The following is a 21,086-nucleotide window of genomic DNA, read 5'->3' on the forward strand; positions in this document are numbered from 1 at the left end:
GGAGGGCGGACTATAATGATTTCCGCCCCCATTCTTCGTTGGCAGATATCCCGCCAGCGCAGTTTGCGGAGGCATTTCGCAAGACACTCAAAACCGCCGATAGCTCTACTTTAGGGTGCTACTGATTTGGGGATGGGCTCAGTAGCCTCCTGTGCCCATTGCTTAGCCCTCATCAAACGAGGTGCATCGTCACACTCAAACATCATCCAGGGCGCTAGGATCTGCCGGTCACTCGGACGCTTAAAGGAATCACGCAGATGAAGAAGCTGGCAAACGGGCTTTTGTTTGGAGCCCTGCTGACAAGCGCCGTCCATGCGCAGACCAATGCGGGCGATCAGAAGCCCGATCCCGACCTTCCCTTCAACGTCACGAAGGTGGCCAGCTTCGATCTGCCCTGGCGCATCGCGTTCCTGCCCGATGGCCGCATGCTGGTCACCGAAAAGGTGGGCCGGGTCGACCTGGTGACTCCGCAGGGAGCCAAGACCGAGATCAAAGGGGTGCCGGCCAGCTATTTCGAAGGCCAGAACGGCATGCTGGGCGTCTTCCTTTCGCCCCACTACGCCCACGACCACAATGTCTATCTCACCTATGTCGCACCCGGCGACTATGGCGGCGGCCTGGCCATGGGGCGAGGGAAGCTCGTGCTGGATGGCGATCAGGCCCGGCTGGAGGATTTCCAGGTGCTGTGGCGCCAGATGCCCACGGGCAAGGGTGGTCAGGCAGGTGCCCAGATCGCGTTTTCGCCGGACGGCAAGTATCTCTTCCTGACCGTGGGCGATCGCCAGCGCTTCACGCCCGCGCAGGATCCCGATCAACCCGTGGGCAAGATTCTGCGGCTGACGCTCGACGGCAAACCCGCGCCGGGCAATCCTTGGGCCGGAAAGGTGGGTGCCAAGACTATTCCGCTGATCGATCCGGCGGCCAATACCGAGGCGGCTAAGACGGCGCCGGTCGTCAGTACCTATACCTTCCCCGGCCCCAATCTTACGCCGGCAGAAACCTGGTCGATCGGCCATCGCACGCCTTACGGCCTCGCCTTCGGTCCAGATGGTCGCCTATGGGAACTCGAGCATGGTCCTCGCGGCGGTGACGAACTGAACCTGATCGAGCGTGGCAAGAACTACGGCTGGCCGCTGGTTTCGTACGGTTTGAACTATGACGGCGTGTCCATTCCCAGCCCAGATACACGCCCTGACTTGACCAAACCGGTGATCTATTGGGTGCCGGTGATCGCGCCGGGCAATCTCATGTTCTACAAAGGCAACTTGTTTCCGCACTGGAAGGGCAGCGCCCTGCTCAGCGGGCTGGTCAGCCAGGGACTCATTCGTGTCACCTTCGATGGCAAGGGCGGCGCTACGGCGGTTCAGCGCTGGAGCCTTGGCAAGCGCATTCGTGACGTCGAAGAGGCACCGGATGGCTCGCTCTGGCTGCTGGAAGATGCCCAGCCGGGTGGCCTGTACCACCTTACGCCAAAGTGACTTCCTGGCGCACGGTATAACGCCTCGAATAACCTTCCACTGAAATCGTCACTGCGCAGACTGGAATCGAGTGCCTGTAGACCCATCAAGGCCTGAGGCACTCGGTAACAGTCTGCGCAGGCACGAAGAACCAGGAACGTGGTAGCGGCTTCCGTCAACGAACCATGCGGCGCTTCACGCGGTTTCCCTCTGGCCGTCAAAGTCGACCCGGGCCGCCCTCACCGCGTCGTGGTTGTTCTCCGCCCATTGCAACAACACCAGCAGCGCCTCGAACATTGAGCGTCCCAGTTCGGTGAGGCTGTATTCCACGCCGGGTGGTTTGGTGGGAAACACTTCTCGATGCACGTAGCCATCGCGTTGCAGTTCCTGAAGCGTCTGCGTGAGCATGCGTTGCGATATGTCGGGCACAAGCCGTCGCAGTTCGCCGAACCGATACGGCTGTTCGGCCAATGCCGTCATCAGCAATGAACTCCACCTGCCGCTGACACCGTCAATGACGTCGCGAACCGGGCAGTTCGCGAACGCTCCATATTTCTCCCTGGCCTTCTCGATCCTCGTCCTGAGCGGACCTGTCGCGGCTTTGGTGGTTCCCATAGGGTAACTAACTCCCGAAAAACTGCCTTCTTTACGATAAGTCGCAAGCGCCTGATCATCGGGTCGCTCTCAATTTGAGAGTAACACTCAAAATGAGCTTGAAGCATGAATGACAAGATTTTTGTAACGGGTGCGGCCGGCCAGTTGGGCCAGCTCGTGATCAAGCACCTGCTTGCCCGTGGCGTGACGCCAGACCGTATCCTGGCCGGCACCCGCAATCCCGAAAAGCTGGCTGACCTCGCCGCCGCCGGCATCGAAGTGCGCCGGGCGGACTTTGAAGACTTGCATGGCCTGACTGAAGCTTTCAGCGGTGCCGGCACGGTGCTCATCATTTCGACCGATGCCCTGGACGGTGCCGATACGCGTCTCAAGCAGCATCGTCAGGCCGTCTCGGCGGCCGTGTCGGCGAAGGTGAAGCGTCTGGCGTACACCTCCCTGCCGAACCCCGATAGCTCACGGCTTACCTTCGCGCCCGACCATCTGGGAACCGAGCAGGCGATCAAGGCGACCGGCCTGCCCTATGCGATTTTTCGTAATGGCTGGTATCAGGAAAACCTGCTCCGCGCCCTGCCCCACGCGCTGGAACACGGGCAATGGTATTCGGCGGCCGAAGGCGGAAGAATTTCCTATGTCGCACGCGAGGACATCGCCGAAGCCATCGCCGTAGCGCTCGCCAACCCGGCGACGGAAAGCAGGACGTATACGTTCACGGGCTCCGAGGCGCTGACCACGCAAGACATTGCCCGCCTCGCCAGCCAGGCCACGGGCAAACCGCTGACCGTTGCCCACGTGAGCGACGAGGCCTTTGCCGCGGGACTGAAAGCCGCCGGCGTGCCGGAGATCTTCGTATCCGTGCTGGTCTCGGCCGAAGCGGAAACACGCGCGGGCAATCTCTCCCTCGTGACCGATCATGTCGAGGCACTTACCGGCCATGCTTCGAGGGGTCTGGCCGAATACTTCAGGGAAGCCAGATCCGCGTTGGTAGGTTGAATCTGCCTCCATAGACCAGCAACAGACGCTGCACCACGACCAGCGCGAATACCAATGACTGGCCGAATCCTCGGCTTGCGTATGGACAGGCTCGTGGATCGACACCTCTCTCGCCACGGCAAAGCACACCGGGCTGAAAGCGAGATATGCATGCAGGTCAATATCCCTCTCCCGGCATCACCGGGAGAGGGACACCGCGTTTACCACTGCACGGTGAGGCTCATGCGAGCGCCCTGGTCCTTGGCGTTGTTGCCGAAGCGACCGATGTAGCTCGCATCGACGGCCACGTTGCGCGCCAACGAGAACGACAGGCCCGCATCGACTACGCCTGCATGGCGTGCCACCGGGACACCGGCGATATCGAAGCTGCTGCTGTCACCGGTAAATCGCATGCTGCTGACCGGCGTGAGGTCACCCCAGGCCTGCTGCCAACCGAGGCTGGCGTGCGCATGCAGGCCGCCGGATGCATCCAGCGACCAGGTGTCACGCAGCCCCAGCGTGGCCGTGTTGACGGCGGTATTCTCACCGGCCACGGTCAAGGCTGCCGCGCCACCGCCTTCGCGAGTGGCATCCGTGCGCAACTGCACGCGCGCGAGATTGAGGAAAGGCTCAAGTTGCTGCCCTTCACCCACCTCGAAGCGATAGCCGCCCTCCACGAAACCCTGCGCCACGTGCGCGTGATAATGATCGCTCAGCGTATTGGCAACGTTGCCGTAGACCGCCGTGCGCGTGCCATCCACTTTCTCCCAGGCATAGGAAACGCCGCCGCGCACGGCGAAGCCGCCAAAGGAGGTGTCGCCATACAGGCCAAGGTCCGTCGCCGTTGCATGAGCATTGGACCCGCGATCGTCCACGCGCAAGCTCGACTGTCTATGGCCGACGATCGCGCCCAGACGGCTGTTGCTGCCGATGCCAAGATCGGCGCCCACCAGCAAGCCGCTACCGTTGGCCTGCATGCGTGCGGCGTTGCCATCGCTGTCGTTGTCGCCCCAATGACCCCAGGCGCTGGTCCAGGCGGTCACACCCTGGGCGTCGGTCGCCTGCGCACCGTTGTTGGAAAGACCCAGCAGATGACGATCCACGGCGTCGCGAACATACCGGCTGTCGTCGATCAACGCACTGCGCGTACTGGCGAATTGCTCACCGGATAGGCGATCGAAACCGGCACGCGCGGTGGCGGCATCCAATCCCACGGTGGACTGGTAGACCGGGCTGGCCATGCCGAGCGGATCGATCGCTCCTGCAACCGCACGCTGGTTGCGCGTTTGTGCCACGTCGTCGAAATGGACATCGTTGCGCTGCAACAGCAAGGTCACCGTATTGGCGCTGTAGCTCAGGCTGGGCGTCAGGAATGCCAGGTTGTCGGTGATGCTGTCGAATTGCCCGGTAATGCTTCCGCCCGCGGTGATGATGTTGAAGTGCGTCTGCGGGGCCCAGTTGCCGTCGCTGGCCAACGCCAGCGCGGTGCCGCCAAGAATCGATACGTTGCCGGTCGCCGCGACGCGGTCACCGGTTCCATCGGGCGCCACTTCGAACTGGTAGCTTGATCCTGGATGGAAGGTCACGTTGCCATTGACGTGCAACGTGCCAATGGAATTGCCTGGCGTCAGCGTGCCGGACAGGTCCAGGCCACCGATGCTGCCCATGCCACCGAGCGTGGCTGCGCTGTCAACGGTGACCATGCCACCCAAAGATGCATCGGCATGCGTATCGTCACCCACCACCAGCTTGCCGGCCGTCACTTCGGTGTTGCCGCTGAAGCTGCTGATGCCATCGAACACCAGCGTACCTTCCCCGTTCTTGATCAACTGGCCAGCCCCGGAAAGCGTGCCGTTGAAGACGCCATTGGCGGCTTGCGCGAAGATCAGCGTGGCATTGTCGGCAATGGCGCCCTGCAAGCTGGACGTGTCGCCTTGCAGGCTGCCGGCATTGACGCTGGTGCCGCCGCTGTACGTGCTGCCCGCTGCGAGTACCAGGCTGCCAGCACCGGTCTTGATCAACTGGCCGCTGCCGGATATGACACCGTTGAAACGGCCATCGCTGTCCTGGGCAAATACCACCGTGCCGTTATCGACAATGGTGCCTTGCAGGCTGTGCGTGTCGCCCTGCAACGAGCCGGCGCTGATGGTGGTGCCACCGCTGTAGGTATTGGCGCCGGTCAGACTGAGCGTTCCGGTGCCATCCTTGACCAATTGGCCACCACCGCTGAGCACACCGGCGAAGGTTCCGTCGCTCGCCTGGTCGAAAGCCACCGTGGCGTTATCGACAATGTCGCCTTGCAAGCTGGAGGTGTCGCCCTTGAGCGTGCCGGCCTGGACCTGCGTACCGCCCACATAGCTGTTGGTACCGGACAGCACCAGCGTGCCTGCGCCGGTCTTGATGACCTGGCCCGAGCCGGAGATGGCTCCGGTGAACGTACCATCGCTGGCCTGCGCGAACGCGAGGGTGGCGTTGTCGATCATGGCGCCTTGCAGGCTGTTGGCATCGCCTTGCAGCACACCGGCACTGATCGTGCTGCCACCGCTATAGGTGTTGGTGCCGGTCAGCACCAACGTGCCGTTACCGCTCTTGCTCAGACTGCCGGTGCCGGAGATGGCCCCGCTGAATTGACCATCGACGTTCTGCACGAAGGCCACGGTTCCGTTGTCGACGATGGCGCCTTGCAGGCTGCTGGTATCGCCCTGCAAGGTACCTGCATTGATCGCGGTACCGCCCGTATAGGTGTTTGCACCGCTGAGCGTTACCGTGCCCGAACCGTTCTTGATCAGCTGACCCGTGCCGGAGACGGCGCCAGCAAAGTTGCCATCGGTCGACTGATCAAAAATCAACTGGCCGTTATCGAGCACATTGCCTTGCAGCGACGTCGTGGAACCGGCCAGTCCACCGGCGAGAATGCTCGTGCCGCCGGCATAGGCGTTGACACCGGAAAGAGTCAGGACACCCGTGCCGGTCTTGACCAGCTGGCCATTTCCGGTGATCGCGCCCGTATAGGTGTCGTCGAAGGATTGATCGAACACCAGCGTGCCATTGTCGGCCATGTTGCCATGCAGGCTCAGCGTGTTGCCTTGCAGCGTGCCTTGCGCGATGGTGGTGTCGCCGGTGTAGCTGTTGTTGCCGGTGAGCACCAGCGTGCCTGCACCCATCTTGTACAGCCCACCTGCGCCGCCAAGGTCCTGCGACACGGTGAACGTATTGGACGCATCGGCGATGTCGAAACCACCGCCCGCATTGCCCCAGATGATCTGGCGATCGGTCGCATGGAAGCTGTTGCCGGTGATCTTCAGCGTGCCGCCTTCGAAATCGATCGCATCGGCAGCCTGGCCCAGGTTTTCATCGGAACTCACCGCCAGTTCGCCGCCGCTAAGCGTGGTATTGCCTGCGTACAAATTGGCGCCGTTGAGCACCAGGGTGCCGCCATCGGTCTTATTGATACCGATATTGCTGGAAATGACGCTGTCGATGATGGCCGTCGCACCATCGCTGACGCGAATGACCGGCGCGTTGCCGTTCTGGCCAATCAGGGTAATGGCATCGCCGTCGAGGCGATAACCGTCCGTCATGAATTGCAGGCCCGTCGCGGTAACCGCACCATCGGTGTTGTCGATGTTAACCGTGCCGGACGCGCCGCCAAAAATGGCGAAGCCCGGTTGTGGCGACATCGGTCCGGTCGTCTCGCCATTGGTGTTGGTCCAGTTGCTTGAATCCACGCTCCAGGTGCCGCTACCGCCACCCATGCTGTTCGGGCTGGCCAGGCCATTGGCGTCCCAGAGGTCCAGCGTCAGCCCTTGCGAATCGATCAGGTTGATCTGCTTGTCGCCGCTGAGGATCTGGATGCTCATGCCCTGCGGCGCCTGGAAGCCGCCGTTATTGAATTGCAATGAGCCGCCCCACTTGAACAAGTTGTACAAGCCCGGCCCCATGCCCAAATCGCTGATGTTCAGCGAGGAGGCGCCGATGATCAGGTTGCCATCGGTCAGGATGTGATCGCCCTGCCCTGGCGTGGAAAAATTCGGACCGGGTGCTGCCAGGTCGAAATCCAGCTGCGAGCCATCGTTGATGGTGAGGTTGCCGCCCACGGTGAGCGTACCCAACGAGAAAATGTCGCCCGGAGCCAGCGTGCCGCCCGCCGAGACCACTACGTTGCCATGGATCGTGCCATTGCCACCCAGGGTGCCGCCGATGACGTTGGCATCGCCGCCAATCGCTGCGCCGCTCGACCCTGCGTCACCGACAATCAGCGTGCCATTGCTGTCGATGCTTGTGCCGCCGCTGTAGGTGTTGTTGCCGTCAAGCACCTCTCGTCCGGTGGTAATGGCAAGGTTGCCAGCACCGGAGATGACGCCAGAGAATGTGTCGTTAGCGCCAGTCAATTGCAAGGTCATGGCGCTACCCAGGCGCACCGTGCCACTGCCGGCCAAGCTGGCCTGGCTAACCGTGCGATTGATCGAGACGCCGCGCAGATCGAGCGTGGAGTTGTTCAACACGATGCGCGATTGATTGCCGATGGTGCCGTTGCCGACCAGATCGAGCCCACCGTTCTGCACGAGCGTGTCGCCGGTGTAGGTGTTGACACCGGAAAGTGTAAGCAGGCCGCCGTTGACGTTTATCCCGGAAAAGCCGCTGATCTCACCCAGGAAATTACTGTCACCGGAATCGATGTTCAGCGTGGTTGTGCCCAGCACCAGATTGCCGGAACCGGCCAGGCTTTTCACGTCCAGCGTCGAGCCTAGATTCACACCGGACGCATCCAGGGTGCCTCCGATGATATTCAGCGCCGATTGTCCCTGGCCAATCTGCCCATTATTGTCGACGATGAGCGTGCCACCGTTGATCTGGGTATCGCCACTGTAGGTGTTGGCGCCGCTTAGTTCCTGCGTGCCGCTGTTGAGCGTGATGCCACCCGTGCCGCTGATCACGCCCTGAAAATCGTCGCTTCCGGCTGTGGCATTGTTGAAGACCAGCGTGCGCGTGCCCAAGTTGACGGTGCCATCACCGGACAGGCCAGCCACCGTGGCGAACGCGCCGCTGATCTGGCTGACGTCGAATCTGAAGTTCGAGCCCTGGATGTCCGCGCCGTGCATGTCGCCGGCACCCGTGAGGGCGACGATGCCCTGGTTGATCAGGAACTGGCCGCTATAGCCGGAAACATTGCCAGACAAAGTCAGCGTGCCGATACCGTCCTTAAGCAGGCTGCCCGCCCCGCTGATGGTGCCGCCAAAGGTCCCGTTGACGCTCTGGTTGAAGTCGACGCCGAGCGTACTGGATGTTGCCGAGAACGTGAGATTGCCGGCAATGCTGTTCGTGTTGCCGATCAGTTGACCGGATCGCACGACCCAGTTGGTGCCCGGGTCGCCATTGCCGGTGAGTGTCCAGTTGGAGCTACCCTCCTTGCGCCCTGTCGCAAAACCCACGAGCTGGCCGGCATCGAAGCTGCCCGATGCAGTGCCGTTCAACGACACCACGTCGCCACCGTTGGTGGTGCCGCTGGTGCTCTGGATTTTGCCGACGAAGGTCGCGCCAGACACGATGGTCAGCACGTTGCCACCGCCGGAGAACAGAACCGAATCGGCCTGGACACCATCGCCATTGATACCGCCGGCAATGCGTCCGCTGTTGTTAATACCCGCGCCACCCCAAGCTCGCACGCCCACGCCGGCCACGCCGCTGCCGCCGGTGCTACCGCCGTTGATGGTGCCGGCATTGCTGAGCAGTTCGCCGCTGCCGACCATGTTGAGACCGGCGCCACCGCCGCCATAGCCACCCGCATAGCCACCGCCGTTGGGCGGATTGGCCGGCGACGGCACGCCTGGCTGTCCGCCCGCGCCACCTTGCAACGTGGCCCCGGTGCTGATGTTGATGTTTGCATTCGCGCCCAGCAGCAGCATGGCATCACCGCCGCCGCCACCACTACCGGCATAGCCGAGGTTGCCGCCACTACCGCCGTTGCCGCCATTCACATGACCGTTCACTCCGATCGTCACATTGGTCGCGCCGACCCCAACAATCACACCCGCACCACCACCACCGCCGCCACCCGCGTCACCATTGGGCGTGGAATTGATATCACCCCCTTTGCCGCCCTTGCCGCCGGAGATCACTACGGCCGAAGCCACATAGCCCATCGATGCGTCGTCATTGACGAACACGCCCGCGCCACCGCCGCCACCCGCGCCGGCCCAGAAATCGACGCTGGTCGGCGGGCTGGCGCCAGCCTGGCCGGCGCCACCGGTCACCGATGCGCCAAGGCCGGCCGATCCGGTCGCCCCGACCGCGCCACCGCTGCCACCAGCGGCGACGGTCGCAGGGTCCGTGTTTTCGATACCGTCAGCGCCCTTGCCACCGGCGCCATTGCTGGTGGGATCACCGGAAATTTCTGCCGTACCGGGAACACCGGGATCGTTACGATGCGTCGCGCTGCCGCCCGTGCCATCACCCGTACCGCCATGCATGTTGCGCCCAGGGTGCCCGTTGAATCCGCCCGGCGCACCGCAATCGGCCACATTGGTCGGTGAGCACACCGCGAAGGCGGGTGAAGCCACGGCTGACAGGAGCAGGCCTGCCACGGCAACGGTCAGCGGCCGATGGCGATGCGTAACGTTACCGCCGGCGGCAGTCGTCGCATGATTCGCACGGCTCAACTCCGAAGCCACCTGGACCGTGCGCAGCGCACGGTTCCACACGAGGCGGTAAATACGATTCATTAGATTGTCCCCAGTGATGCTTCTTTTCCGAAGCGGGCTGAAAATCCGGCAACCTCTGCGCCCGATCCTCGTTTTTTCAAGATTATCGCTCAATCCTGGTCCGTGTGATGTCATGCGATGCGGCGTGCTGGCGCCCACGCGCGCAGCAAGGCGCTGCAAAGACCTGCGAAAGCTGGTTTTTCAGGCTACGCTGATGATCTTGCGATGGCGCATGCGCCGCCAATCGGCCGGAGCGATACCCACGCTGCCCTTGAAACGCCGCGTAAAGTGACTCTGATCGGCATAGCCACATTCGGCGGCCACGGACGCCAAGGGCATGTCTCGTGCGATCAGGCTCTTGGCATGGGTAATGCGAACCGCATTGAGATAGACATGGGGAGGCACGTGAAATGCTGCCGTGAATGCACGCGTCAGATGCGCGCGCGAAAGCCCTGCGATGCTAGCCAGCTCGGACACCGTAATGTCTTGCTGGAAGTAGGCACGGATATAGTCCTTCACAGCCTGGAGACGAGCCAGGTTTGCATCGGAAGCACGGGACACCCATGCCCGTTCGCCGTGACGCAAGATCATCGCGCGCATGAAGTGGCGCAACTGGCTTTCCGTACGCAACGATTCGCCGGGATAGCTCGAAATTTCCTGCGTCAACGCCGTGAACATCGCGGCCATGTCCTTATCCCGCACGCTAGACGTGGCGAAATAAGGCAGGCGGTCGATACCGGCAGCTGCATCGATGCAACTGCGCACGAATGATTCCGGGATGTACCAGATGAGGTAACTGAAACCCTCGGGCGTTCCGCCATGACCATCGTGGTCTTCGTCTGGGTTGAATAGCACGAAGTCACCCGGACGCGAGTCATGACGTCTGCCGCGACTGCGAAAGCTCTGCACGCCAAAGGTCGTCACCGCCACCGAGAAGCAATCATGACTGTGCCGCTCGAAAGCATGGCTGGTGAAGCCGGCACGCATTAGCGTGATGTCATCGGTCAACGACGAGATAGAAGCCCGGTTTCCCCGAGGAGCCATGGCCTGCCCGGCCGCAACAACTGTACTAGACCCCTCCGTTATCGGAGAGAACAATGGCTGCACCATCCAAGGAGCCTCTTTCATGGCCGATCCCATTGATCTTGCGCAAAAACTTGAAACCTTCGACGAGGCATGGCAGCCGCGTACCGTCACGCTTTTCAATGGCCATGACGTCATGGTCGCCAAGCTCCGCGGGGAATATGCCTGGCACGTACACCCCGATACCGATGATTTCTTTTTTGTCCTTAAAGGACAGCTTCACATCGATCTGGAAGACGGGTCAACGGTCAGCCTGCATCCTGGGCAGGTTTACGTCGTCCCCAAAGGCGTACGTCATCGTCCAAGGTCGGCGACGGAGGCGCACATCATGCTCATCGAACCTACCGGGACACCCAACAGCGGCGACCCGGCCACGGCGGCGCCTCGTCGGGTGATCTAAGCCATCCCTGCTGAAGCTGGCGACCTGTGAGAAACCACGGGTCTATGAACGCCTGGCCTGCATAGACCTGGTCTGCCGGCTATCGTTTAGGCATACCATGCACAGGCCTATGCCGTCGTGGAGAACTTGCATGCCCGCCCTGATCAAGATCCTTGCCCTGGGTATCGCGGCACTGGTCGCGTCCGGTAACGCCCTGGCCGCCAAGGACGACCCTGCCACGGAACTGGCCAACATGCTCAAGGGACGGGTCGCCGGCCCTCCCGTGGACTGCATCAGCCTGCCCCAGGCGCAGGGCAATCGTGTGATCGATCACACTGCCATCGTGTATGACTTCGGACCGATCTTGTACGTCAACTATCCCCGGGGTGGCGGCGCGTCGCTGGACAGCGACGATATCTTGCTGACGAAGACATTCGGCACCCAGCTTTGCAAACTGGATATCGTGCGCACGATTGACCGGGCCGGTGGCTTTGAAAAAGGCTTCGTAAGCCTCGGAGCGTTCATTCCCTATAAACGCCCTGCTCCGGCGAAATAAGTATTTAAAAGCCGAACGGTCACCAAGGTGGAAAAGATGGCAGCGCTCGGTCGTCCGGCTGATGCCATCGAGCGGCTCGATGCGATGATCGCCTGACCCGTGCGGCCGTATCGCCTATCGCGTGACGGCCGCCACGAGATTCGCCTGCGAAGTCTTCATCGTCGGGCCAGTAGTGCATTCGCGGCGCGCTCGACAGCCACGTCCTGCCCACGCTGGACGTTTTCGATGGTCGGTGACACGGCGATGGTCGGATGAAGTCCCTGGCCCTCGAAGACAGTGCCGTCTGCGGCACGATCGTTTCGTGTGCACACCCGGGCGCTACCGCCGCCGGGTAGTTGAAAGAACAACGGTTGCCCCGTACTTCCCGCTGTACTTTCTCCGACCGTGATACCTCGATGCATGGCCAGGAAAGCGGCCACGAAATCTTCCGCCGCCGAAAAGGTCTGCGCACTGATCAAGGTGGCCACCGGCACAATGACATGGTGCTCGGAATCGGCCGGCACCTCGAAAGGTGGCACATCCACCCAGCCCGGCAGCACGCCGCGTGCACGATCAGCGGCGACATACGTTCTTGTCCGTATCATGGGGCCGCGAATCGGTTTTTGCGCCAACATCTGCAACAGATCCACCGGTGTACTGCCGCCGCCATTGGCGCGGACGTCGATAATCAGCCCCCTGGATGCGTTCACGCGGGGAAGATTGGCGAGCAGTAGCTTCGCCCCCTGCGTATCTTCAAATTCGTTGATGACAAGGACGGCAATACCATCCGGCCTCACCGTGAAAGAAACGGCTTCGTGGCCGAGTTTCTTCAGATCATCCAGCGGCAATCGGGTGAGCTCGCGCTCCTCTTCCATGCCCTTCGCATTTTTCACGGTGACTTGAAACCGGCTCCCGGCGTGCCCCGTGAGCAACGCATCCTGGAAAATGCGTACCTGAAGATCCTGCGGCGTCGATGCGCTCTGGTAGGGACCCACTTCACGAGCTGCATAACGCAGAACATCTTCTCCATCGACTTTCACGATGACATCGCCCACATGCCATCCATGGGCAAGCAAGGCCGGATCGTCGACCGACATCACCACGACCGCGTTTTCCACAAGTCGCGTATGCAGCCCAGGCCTGGCATAAAACGCGTCATTGAGGGCTGCCGGTGGATATGCATTGGTGTGCCCATCCTTCAGCAGGGCAGCAAATTGCATCATCAGGCGGTAGTAGTCTTCGGTCGATCTGGTAGCCCGCACCTTGGGCAGGAAGTCCATGTAGACCTGGTTCCAGTCCAGGTCGGGCTGCCGGTCGAAATAGGCAAAGTTAAAGCGTGCCTCTGACCAGAAAGCGGATAAGCCCGCTATTTTCGCGTCTTCGCCAAGATCTGGCACCAGCGGCAGATCCTGCCCGGGTTCACGCGCCCAGAGTCGTTCCTGGTTGCGCGCCTCGGCGACCAGTTGCCTGAATCGTGGGTCGTCATGAAGCGAGACGAGATCCGTATCGGTTGCCAGATGTTCGGCCGGCACACTGCCACCCCGGGCTTGCGACGCCATGAGCGCTTGCATGGCTTTTTCCTTTTGCCCGGCAAGCGCCTCGTAACATGCAAGCTGGTACATGGCCAGGTTCCAATGCCAATCCATGCCATCGGGGCCGGCCGCATGAAATGGCTCCAGGACCGCCGCGGCCTCGGCGTATTGCCTGGATTGGTAAAGCTTGAGCGATTCACTGTAACGCTCAGGCAAGCTGGTTGACGCTGGAGGCGACTGTTGTGCACTCGATGCACACGGTAGCCAGCCAGCGACGAGAAACACGATCCAGCCACATCGTTGTATCTGCCTCTTGCTCATATGCCCCCTCATGATGGGTCCGTCATGACGACGGATAAGGACCCATGGCATGCCCCCGCCTGCCAACATCCACGTCCAGACATTACACCTGGAAACGCAGCCCGCCACCATGCCGTCACAGCGCCTTGGCTCGATCTTCAGCAAGTCATGCCGGCAATGAGCGTGCAGCATGCTTGCCACCCGGACGGTCCGCAGACTACCCAGCACACCACATACGGGTTTTTCAATCGAGAGGTTTCAGTGCCTGCACCATCCGGTGACTACGAGGCTTTATGAGACTTTCCCGCCGCATGCCAGCTCAGAAGCAGCGTGCGCGTCTGTTCCTGTACGTCGGCACGGATCAGGGCGCCCTTCGCGTCGTCGATTTCCTTCCACCTCAGCATTTCAAGGCATGCTCCGGGCGGATAGTAGAACGCCATCATCAAGCCCTTCAGGGTCAGCATGCGAATACGGGTAATCGTATCGTCGGGCCGTGTATGCATGATCCGCGATAGCAGGCCCAGGAGCAGCCGGTTGATCGGCGTCTTCATCTTCTTATGCAGCATTTCCGAAGCGATCTTCGGCGATTCCCCAGCAAGCTCGCGTCCGATCAGCCCCCGGGAAAAGTGGTCCGGGGACAGTACAGTATCCAGGGTGAGCCGCTGGAAACGGTGGTACGCATCGATCAGTACCTCGACGTCGGGATCGCCCTTCAACACCTCGCTGGCATGTTTCATGGCCGGCGCATAGCGCGCCTGCAATTCGTCCGTGATGTGCTGGGCGCAGGCCTTGTACAGGCCTTCCTTGCTTTCGAAGTAGTACTGCAATGATGGCGCGTTAACGCCAGCGGCGGCGGCAATGTCCCGTGTGGATGCGCCATCGAAGCCATGTGCCCCGAACAACTGAATCGCCGCATCGATGATGCGCTGGCGGGTTTCTTCCCCGCGTGCATAACCTCCTGCGGGCGAGCGTCGGGAGCGAGTGGCTGTGGACATCTTCGAGTTCTCCATGGCTGGCGCCATGATAGCACTTGACAAATTTATACCAAGTGGAAAATATTTCCACCTGGAATAAATTCGAGACCAGGCTTCCATGTCCGCGACCCAAGATTCCTCCTCGACGGATGCGTCGAAGAGCGCTGCTCCAGTGCCTCCGCGTCGCAAGATGCCGAGGTTTTTGCTGCCTGTCGGTATCGTTCTGCTGGTGGTGGGCGTGATCGCCCTGGTCTACTGGTGGCTGGTCGGGCGGTTCATCCAAAGCACCGATGATGCGTACCTGCAAGCCGACAGCGTGACCATTGCCCCGAAGGTGAGCGGTTACGTCACCGAGGTGTATGTCACCGACAATGCTGCGGTGAAAGCCGGCGACCCACTCGTTCGCCTCGATGCCAGGCAGTACCAGGCAGCGCTGGATCAGGCGGCCGCCACGGTCGACGCGCGCAAGGCGGATATCCAGCGCGCGCAAGCAGGCATCGAGCAGCAACAGGCGGCCATCGAGCAGGCCCGCGCGCAATGGCAGGCTGCCCAGATAAGCCTGCGCCATGCCGAGGATGAAGTGCGCCGCTTCGAACCGCTGGGCAAGACCGGCGCTGAAAGCAGCGATCAGATTTCCGTGTTGACCAGCACCCGGGACCAGGCCCGCGCCACCGCAGCCGCCGACAAGGCAGCGCTGGATCAGGCGCAATCGCGCATCGCCGATTTCAACGCGCAAATAGCGCAGGCGCACGCGCAACTGGAGGCCGCCGTAGCATCGGCCAAGCAATCGCAGCTCGATCAGCAGGATACGTTGATTCGCAGCACGCTGGCCGGGCGGGTGGGCGATCGCACCGTTCGCATTGGTCAGTATGCGCAACCCGGGACACGCCTGATGACTGTCGTGCCGGTGCAGAGCATCTATCTCACCGCCAATTTCAAGGAAACCCAGGTGGGCCACATGCGCCCTGGACAGACCGCGAAGATTCGCGTGGATGCGCTGCCCGACACCGATCTTCATGGCGTGGTGGAAAGCTTTGCGCCGGGAACCGGTTCGCAATTCGCGCTGCTACCACCGGAGAATGCCACCGGCAACTTCACCAAGATCGTGCAGCGCGTACCGGTGCGCATTCGTGTCGACGCCAACGACGAAGCGCGCAGAAAGCTGGTCCCCGGCCTGTCGGTCACGGTAGACGTGGACACGCGTTCGGATGGTCAGGCGCCTGCCGCATCGAGCGAAAATCATGGCTGAAAGTACACCGGCCGCAGCGCATCCGGAGCGCGCCAGCGTTGCCGACTGGATCGCCGTCGCCGCCGGCTCGCTCGGCGCCCTGATGGCCACCCTGGATATCTCGATCACCAACTCGGCCCTGCCGCAGATTCAGGGTGAGATCGGCGCAACCGGCACGGAAGGCACGTGGATATCCACCGGCTACCTGATGTCCGAGATCGTGATCATTCCCCTGGCGGCGTGGCTTACCCGGGTGTTTGGCTTGCGCAATTTCTTACTTGGTTGCGCAGTGCTGTTCATCATGTTCTCGATGATGTGCGGGCTGTCGAGCACACTCATGATGATGATCATCGGTCGCATCGGCCAGGGATTGACCGGCGGCGCGATGATTCCCACCGCGCAGACCATCATTCGCACGCGCCTGCCGCTCTCGCAGCTTCCGATCGGCATGACGGCCTTCGGCTTGATCGTCCTGCTGGGCCCCCTGCTTGGCCCGGTATTGGGCGGATGGCTTACCGAAAACATCAGCTGGAGCTGGTGTTTCTTCATCAACCTGCCGGTGTGCATCGGCCTGATTACCTTGCTGATCGCGGGACTGCCTTCGGCCCCTTTGCATCTGGAGGCATTGAAGCAGGCAGACTGGCTGGGCATTGCCGGCCTGTCGATGGGATTGAGTTCATTGACCGTGGTACTGGAAGAAGGCCAGCGCGAACGCTGGTTCGAATCCAGCATGATCATCTGGCTCAGCCTGATCTCGTTCATCGGGATGGTGTTGATCGCCATATCGCAGTTCACCGCCAAACGCCCAGTCATGAGACTCAGTCTGCTGCGCAATCCGCGCTACGCCAGCGTCATTTTCATCGTGCTTGTCGTGGGCGCCGCGCTGTATGGCGTGGTGTACCTGATCCCGCAATTCCTCGGCTTGATTTCCGGTTATAACGCCGAGCAGTCGGGCTGGGTGATGCTGGTATCGGGCGTGCCTGCCTTCATGATGATGCCCATTCTCCCGCGCCTTCTGGGCAAGATGGATTTTCGTGTTCTTACCATCAGCGGCCTGCTGTGCTACGTCGCCAGTTGCATGCTCGATATCCATTTGACGGCACAGGACGTGGGGCACGATTTCTTCTGGTCGCAATTGATTCGTGGCGTGGGCCAGATCCTGGCGATGATGCCCTTGAACCAGGCATCAATGGCAGCCGTATCGCGCGAGGAATCAGGCGATGCCGCCGGCATCTACAACATGGCGCGCAACTTGGGCGGCTCAATCGGCCTGGCCATCATCGGCACGGTCATTGATCGCCGCAACACATTCCATGTGGCCACGATTCGCGAATCGCTGACCGCCAATTCGGTGCTGGGCCAGGATCGCATGGCCGCCAATGCAGCCAGTTGGTTCGCCCGTACCGGCGACATGGCGTATTCGCAGATGCGGGCCCTTGGCCAGTTGGGACAACAAATACAGCAGCAGGCCATGGTCATGACCTTCTCCGAAGTGTTCTACCTGCTGGGCGTCGCCCTGCTCTGCTGTGTGCCACTCGCCTTGTTGCTCAGGACGCCACGTCATCCGGCGCCAGCTTCAAGTGGCGGCCACTGAGGATATTTCATGGACAAGCTCATCTCTCGCCGCATGCATGTCATGCCTGTTCTGCTGGCGGCCATGACCGCAGCCATGGCCGGCTGCACTGTAGGCCCCAACTATCGCGGCGCTCCCGATGTCGCGCATGACGCGGTGAACGCGCCGGGCTTCGTGCGCGCTCCATCCAACGGGGTGACCTCCGCGCACGCACCCAGCCATTGGTGGGAATCCTTGCACGATCCCCAACTGAACGGGCTGGTCGACGCGGCGCTGAAAAACAACCCCGATCTACATGCCGCGCAAGCGCGCCTGCGCGAATCGAGGGCGCAATTGCAGCAACGACGGGCGGCCCAATTGCCGACGCTATCAGGAGATGCGGCGGCGGTACGAATGCGCGAACCAGATCTTTCCGTGCTGAATGGACAATCAGACGATTCGCAGTCGGGCAACCAGAAGACGGGCACCGGCAGGGGCCCATTACAGCTTTACACGGCGGGATTCGATGCGTCCTGGGAGCTTGACCTGTTCGGCGGCAATCGTCGCGCGTTCGAGGCTGCTTCGGCGCAGGCTGAAGCCACCGACGCAGACCTTGCCGATACGCAGGTCTCGCTCGCGGCGGAGGTGGCCCAGGCCTATATCGACTTGCGAAGCCAGCAACAACGATTTGCCCTGGCCAATCAGTCCGCGCAACTTGAACAGAAGACCCTTGAGCTGATCCAGCAGCGCCGTGCGCGCGGCGTGGTTCCGGAATCGGATGTCGAACGGCAGACCACGCAAGTCGAACACACCAGAGCCACGCTGATCCCGCTGGATGAGCAGATCACCGAGTCACTCGATCAGTTGGCGGTGCTGACCGGGCAAGCCCCTGGCGCCCTCGATCAGGAGTTGGGCACATCCGCACCCTTGCCCACCATGCCCGATTCAGTACCGATCGACGATCCGGCGACACTGTTGAAACAGCGGCCGGATATCCGGGCCGCGGAGCGCCGGCTGGCGGCCAGTCATGCACAGATTGGCCAACATGAAGCCGATCTTTTTCCCAAGGTAACCATGCTCGGCTTCATCGGCTCCAATGCTGCCGATCCAGGCCATTTGTTACGAAAGAGCGCCTTTACCTGGCTGGGCGCACCATATCTGCAATGGGATGCATTCGACTTTGGACGCACCCGCAGCCAGGTACGGCAAGCCCAGGCCAGTCGCGACGAGGCACAGGCACGCTACACGCAAACCGTGCTTGCCGCCCTGCAGGATGCCAACAACGCGTTGTCACGCTACGGGCATCAGCGGGAGAGCGTTGTGCGGCTGGAGAAGATCGAAGCCTCTGCCGATCATTCCGCCACGCTGATGCACCAGCGTTACAGCGCCGGGGCATCCTCGCTCATCGACCTGCTGGATACCGAGCGCACACAGTTCAGTGCCCAGCAGGATCTCGTGCAAGGACAAGCGGAGCTACTGAAGGACTTCGTCTCGTTGCAGAAGAGTTTTGGCCTGGGTTGGCGGACCGATGCGGCTTCTCCGGTTCCCGCGCCGGGTGGTTCTTCCGGAGTTCCATAGCCCGTTCGCCATGCGAGTGGGCATTTCGGCCAGGCGCGTGCCCTGGCCTTGATGGCTCGACCGAAACGAGGCATTGGCGTGCCAGGATAAGGCGATACGCGCCCCCGAGAGCCAGATCTAATCGAGAACGTGCACGTTCCCCCGCGACGCAAAATGGTATTGCTCGTCCTTGCGTCAGGCTGAAACCTGCGGTCAATGTGCATCCCTGCATGCATGCGCAACAGCCCTGGCCATCTATTCGGTTCCCCGACGGCTTATGGTCATTTCGCATAACCTTAGTTGATCGGGACATGTATCCGCTCATCGGGCGACCAATACCAAAGTCGTCGGCATCACCGTAAGTCCATCTTCCGCAAGAAAAAACCCCATATCGAAAGCCTTGCCATACGCGTAGCCAGCATGCGGTGACGCCACGTTCACGGCGATCGAGGATGCACCATGGATCATGCGCCGGGTTGACACTGCGGCGAACTCAACAAGAATGGACGTATAGACGTCCACTCGCATGGTGCGAGAACTCTTGGATGAGTCACGAAGCCATGAGCACCAAACCATTCCGGTACCCATGTTGTCGCAGCTGCCAGGCTGCCTTGTCCTGTTGAAGCCATATCCGTCGCGCTCAGCGACCTGACCCTCCCCTCTTAGCGGTCAAACCTCACAACAAAGACACGTATCCGGCGCCCCGACGCGGGCCGCGGTCGCGTACCCAGGAAAATCCAGCGTATGTTCCAAGCAGTTTCAAATCTCGCATCAAACCGAACGCGGCTTCATCGCAGCGCTATAGTCATGGCCGTAGCACTGGCGTTTTCCACCTCCGCATGGGCACAAGCGGCGACATCTTCGTCAGTTGGGGGTGTTGACTCGGCACAAGACAAGTCCGCACCGAAAAAGGATGCCGATCAGGGTGGCAAGCAAGTCAAGCAGCTTGACCAGGTCATCGTGACTGGATCGCGCATTCCACGCTCGGATCTTGAAGGCCCCTCCCCGGTTACCGTGATCACGGCCGCCGACATCGATGCCAAGGGCTATCGCAATGCCTATGACGCCATCTCCCAGGCCACCGAGAATACAGGCATCACCACTGGCCAGGATTTCGGCAGCACGTTCACGCCAGCGGGCAACTTCGTCAGCCTGCGCGGCCTCGGTCCCAATCACACGCTGGTGCTGGTCAACGGCCATCGGCTCGCGGAATACCCCATTGCCTACAATGGCGAAGTCAATGCGGTAAATCTGGCCAATATTCCTTCGGAGTCCATCGAACGCATCGAAATTACCGATGCAGGTGCTTCAGCGGTCTATGGATCGGATGCCATCGCAGGGGTGGTGAACATCATTCTCAAGCAGCACTATGACGGCACGGATATCAACGTACGCACTGGTGGCACGCAAGGTGGCGGCGGCGCCAACCAGCGGTTGCAGATCACCCAGGGCATCAGTGCCGGCAAGCTTGAAGGCATTGTCGGCCTGGAACTCAATCACGCACAGCCGTTGACGTTTGGCGACCGACACCTCAGCGCTTCTTATACGCGTGACGCACTCGATCCCACCACATCCGTACCCGCAGTGGCCTCTGTTCGCGACCCGGTATCGGGCGCTTACGTCACCCCACCAGCCGGCGCATGCTCGAACCTGGCTGGACTCATGGGCAGTAGCATCGGGCTTGCCGACAGCCATAACCCGAACAGACCGGGCACCTATTGTGGTAGCGATCGTTATTACAACGATGGCACCATCGGTGCAGGCAAGCGCCAGGCTTCAGGTTTCGCGTCACTGCACTACGCGCTCGGTGATCACACATCCTTGTACGGCGACTTCCTGGCCGATGACACCAAGGTCACCAGCACCTTGATCGGGCCACCCTCGTGGTCGAGTTCGACGGTTGTCGGCCCATTCTGGGACGCCAATACCGGGCAACTTGAAAACTGGTCGAGGACGATCGCTCCCGACGAGGGCATTGGCCTGGCCGCTTACAACCGCGTCTATCTGGAGCGTTCATGGACGGCATCGGTGGGCGCCAAGGGCAGCTTTGGTGACAGCCGTTGGCAATATGATGCGAATTTCACCACGTCCACCTACAGCAGCAACCAGACGCGTAATCGACTGCTAGCCAATGCAGACGGCATTCTTCCTGGGTCAGCAGACCGGTAGCCAGGATGTCAGCGGCACGACGTTCCCGGTCTACG

At 61.3% G+C, this 21,086-nt stretch carries 14 protein-coding genes; 8 read left to right on the forward strand and 6 right to left on the reverse strand.

The annotated features are described in order from the left end of the window. Positions 1-257: 257 nt before the first annotated feature. On the forward strand, positions 258-1,478 hold the full coding sequence (locus VF436_RS13890) for a PQQ-dependent sugar dehydrogenase (RefSeq protein ID WP_330904624.1): 1,221 nt from the start codon (positions 258-260) through the stop codon (positions 1,476-1,478). A 174-nt stretch (positions 1,479-1,652) separates the two neighbouring features. Here the strand turns inward: VF436_RS13890 and VF436_RS13895 are convergent, their stop codons facing one another. Next, entirely contained in the window at positions 1,653-2,072 is a 420-nt protein-coding gene (locus tag VF436_RS13895) for a helix-turn-helix domain-containing protein (protein ID WP_330904625.1), read from the reverse strand. 105 nt (positions 2,073-2,177) lie between these two features. Here VF436_RS13895 and VF436_RS13900 point away from each other — a divergent pair, with 105 nt between their 5' ends. Continuing rightward, on the forward strand, positions 2,178-3,062 hold the full coding sequence (locus VF436_RS13900; protein ID WP_330904626.1) for an SDR family oxidoreductase: 885 nt from the start codon (positions 2,178-2,180) through the stop codon (positions 3,060-3,062). Positions 3,063-3,262: 200 nt separating this feature from the next. Here VF436_RS13900 and VF436_RS13905 read toward each other — a convergent pair whose 3' ends face one another. Together VF436_RS13905 and VF436_RS13910 are read right to left on the reverse strand one after the other, a co-directional pair. Then, complete coding sequence (locus tag VF436_RS13905; protein WP_330904627.1) at positions 3,263-9,763, reverse strand: autotransporter-associated beta strand repeat-containing protein; 6,501 nt, start codon at positions 9,761-9,763, stop codon at positions 3,263-3,265. Between the two features lie 180 nt (positions 9,764-9,943). Beyond that, a complete protein-coding gene (locus VF436_RS13910; RefSeq protein ID WP_330904628.1) occupies positions 9,944-10,729 on the reverse strand; it encodes an AraC family transcriptional regulator in 786 nt (261 codons plus the stop codon). Here VF436_RS13910 and VF436_RS13915 point away from each other — a divergent pair. Then, positions 10,713-11,225 (forward strand): cupin domain-containing protein, encoded by a 513-nt coding sequence (locus tag VF436_RS13915; protein WP_330904629.1) that lies wholly within the window; start codon positions 10,713-10,715, stop codon positions 11,223-11,225. The genes VF436_RS13910 and VF436_RS13915 overlap by 17 nt on opposite strands. Positions 11,226-11,355: 130 nt before the next feature. After that, entirely contained in the window at positions 11,356-11,760 is a 405-nt protein-coding gene (locus VF436_RS13920; RefSeq protein WP_330904630.1) for a hypothetical protein, read from the forward strand. Between the two features lie 155 nt (positions 11,761-11,915). On the opposite strand, the gene VF436_RS13925 is transcribed toward VF436_RS13920, so the two are convergent. Next, positions 11,916-13,592, reverse strand: a complete 1,677-nt coding sequence (locus VF436_RS13925; RefSeq protein ID WP_330904631.1) for a S41 family peptidase — start codon at positions 13,590-13,592, stop codon at positions 11,916-11,918. Between the two features lie 260 nt (positions 13,593-13,852). Further along, positions 13,853-14,566 (reverse strand): CerR family C-terminal domain-containing protein, encoded by a 714-nt coding sequence (locus tag VF436_RS13930; RefSeq protein ID WP_330904632.1) that lies wholly within the window; start codon positions 14,564-14,566, stop codon positions 13,853-13,855. A 97-nt stretch (positions 14,567-14,663) separates the two neighbouring features. Here VF436_RS13930 and VF436_RS13935 point away from each other — a divergent pair, with 97 nt between their 5' ends. Genes VF436_RS13935 through VF436_RS13945 form a run of 3 tightly spaced genes read left to right on the forward strand, consistent with a single transcriptional unit; the run spans position 14,664 to position 18,903 of the window. Further along, positions 14,664-15,794 (forward strand): HlyD family secretion protein, encoded by a 1,131-nt coding sequence (locus VF436_RS13935; RefSeq protein WP_414649861.1) that lies wholly within the window; start codon positions 14,664-14,666, stop codon positions 15,792-15,794. Next, positions 15,787-17,367: an MDR family MFS transporter gene (locus VF436_RS13940; protein WP_330904634.1), complete on the forward strand. Its 1,581-nt coding sequence runs from the start codon at positions 15,787-15,789 to the stop codon at positions 17,365-17,367. Before VF436_RS13935 ends, VF436_RS13940 begins: the two co-directional genes overlap by 8 nt. Before the next feature lie 9 nt (positions 17,368-17,376). Further along, entirely contained in the window at positions 17,377-18,903 is a 1,527-nt protein-coding gene (locus tag VF436_RS13945) for an efflux transporter outer membrane subunit (RefSeq protein ID WP_330904635.1), read from the forward strand. 300 nt (positions 18,904-19,203) lie between these two features. Here the strand turns inward: VF436_RS13945 and VF436_RS13950 are convergent, their stop codons facing one another. After that, positions 19,204-19,410, reverse strand: coding sequence for a hypothetical protein (locus VF436_RS13950; RefSeq protein WP_330904636.1), 207 nt, complete (start codon positions 19,408-19,410; stop codon positions 19,204-19,206). Between the two features lie 279 nt (positions 19,411-19,689). Between VF436_RS13950 and VF436_RS13955 the strand changes: the two genes are divergently transcribed. Next, positions 19,690-21,051 carry a TonB-dependent receptor plug domain-containing protein gene (locus tag VF436_RS13955; RefSeq protein WP_330904637.1) on the forward strand — a complete coding sequence of 454 codons (1,362 nt, stop codon included), beginning with the start codon at positions 19,690-19,692 and terminating at the stop codon, positions 21,049-21,051. Positions 21,052-21,086: the final 35 nt, after the last annotated feature.

This window comes from Dyella sp. (genome assembly GCF_036384435.1).
Classification (GTDB): Bacteria; Pseudomonadota; Gammaproteobacteria; order Xanthomonadales; family Rhodanobacteraceae; genus GSA-30.

Coding starts and splice junctions, on each gene's coding strand:
- VF436_RS13955 (WP_330904637.1), top strand. CDS start 19,690: ATGGCCGTAGCACTGGCGTTTTCCACCTCCGCATGGGCACAAGCGGCG.
- VF436_RS13945 (WP_330904635.1), top strand. CDS start 17,377: ATGGACAAGCTCATCTCTCGCCGCATGCATGTCATGCCTGTTCTGCTG.
- VF436_RS13930 (WP_330904632.1), bottom strand. CDS start 14,566: ATGTCCACAGCCACTCGCTCCCGACGCTCGCCCGCAGGAGGTTATGCA.
- VF436_RS13890 (WP_330904624.1), top strand. CDS start 258: ATGAAGAAGCTGGCAAACGGGCTTTTGTTTGGAGCCCTGCTGACAAGC.
- VF436_RS13900 (WP_330904626.1), top strand. CDS start 2,178: ATGAATGACAAGATTTTTGTAACGGGTGCGGCCGGCCAGTTGGGCCAG.
- VF436_RS13910 (WP_330904628.1), bottom strand. CDS start 10,729: ATGCGTGCCGGCTTCACCAGCCATGCTTTCGAGCGGCACAGTCATGAT.
- VF436_RS13940 (WP_330904634.1), top strand. CDS start 15,787: ATGGCTGAAAGTACACCGGCCGCAGCGCATCCGGAGCGCGCCAGCGTT.
- VF436_RS13935 (WP_414649861.1), top strand. CDS start 14,664: ATGTCCGCGACCCAAGATTCCTCCTCGACGGATGCGTCGAAGAGCGCT.
- VF436_RS13950 (WP_330904636.1), bottom strand. CDS start 19,410: ATGCGAGTGGACGTCTATACGTCCATTCTTGTTGAGTTCGCCGCAGTG.
- VF436_RS13925 (WP_330904631.1), bottom strand. CDS start 13,592: ATGAGCAAGAGGCAGATACAACGATGTGGCTGGATCGTGTTTCTCGTC.
- VF436_RS13895 (WP_330904625.1), bottom strand. CDS start 2,072: ATGGGAACCACCAAAGCCGCGACAGGTCCGCTCAGGACGAGGATCGAG.
- VF436_RS13905 (WP_330904627.1), bottom strand. CDS start 9,763: ATGAATCGTATTTACCGCCTCGTGTGGAACCGTGCGCTGCGCACGGTC.
- VF436_RS13920 (WP_330904630.1), top strand. CDS start 11,356: ATGCCCGCCCTGATCAAGATCCTTGCCCTGGGTATCGCGGCACTGGTC.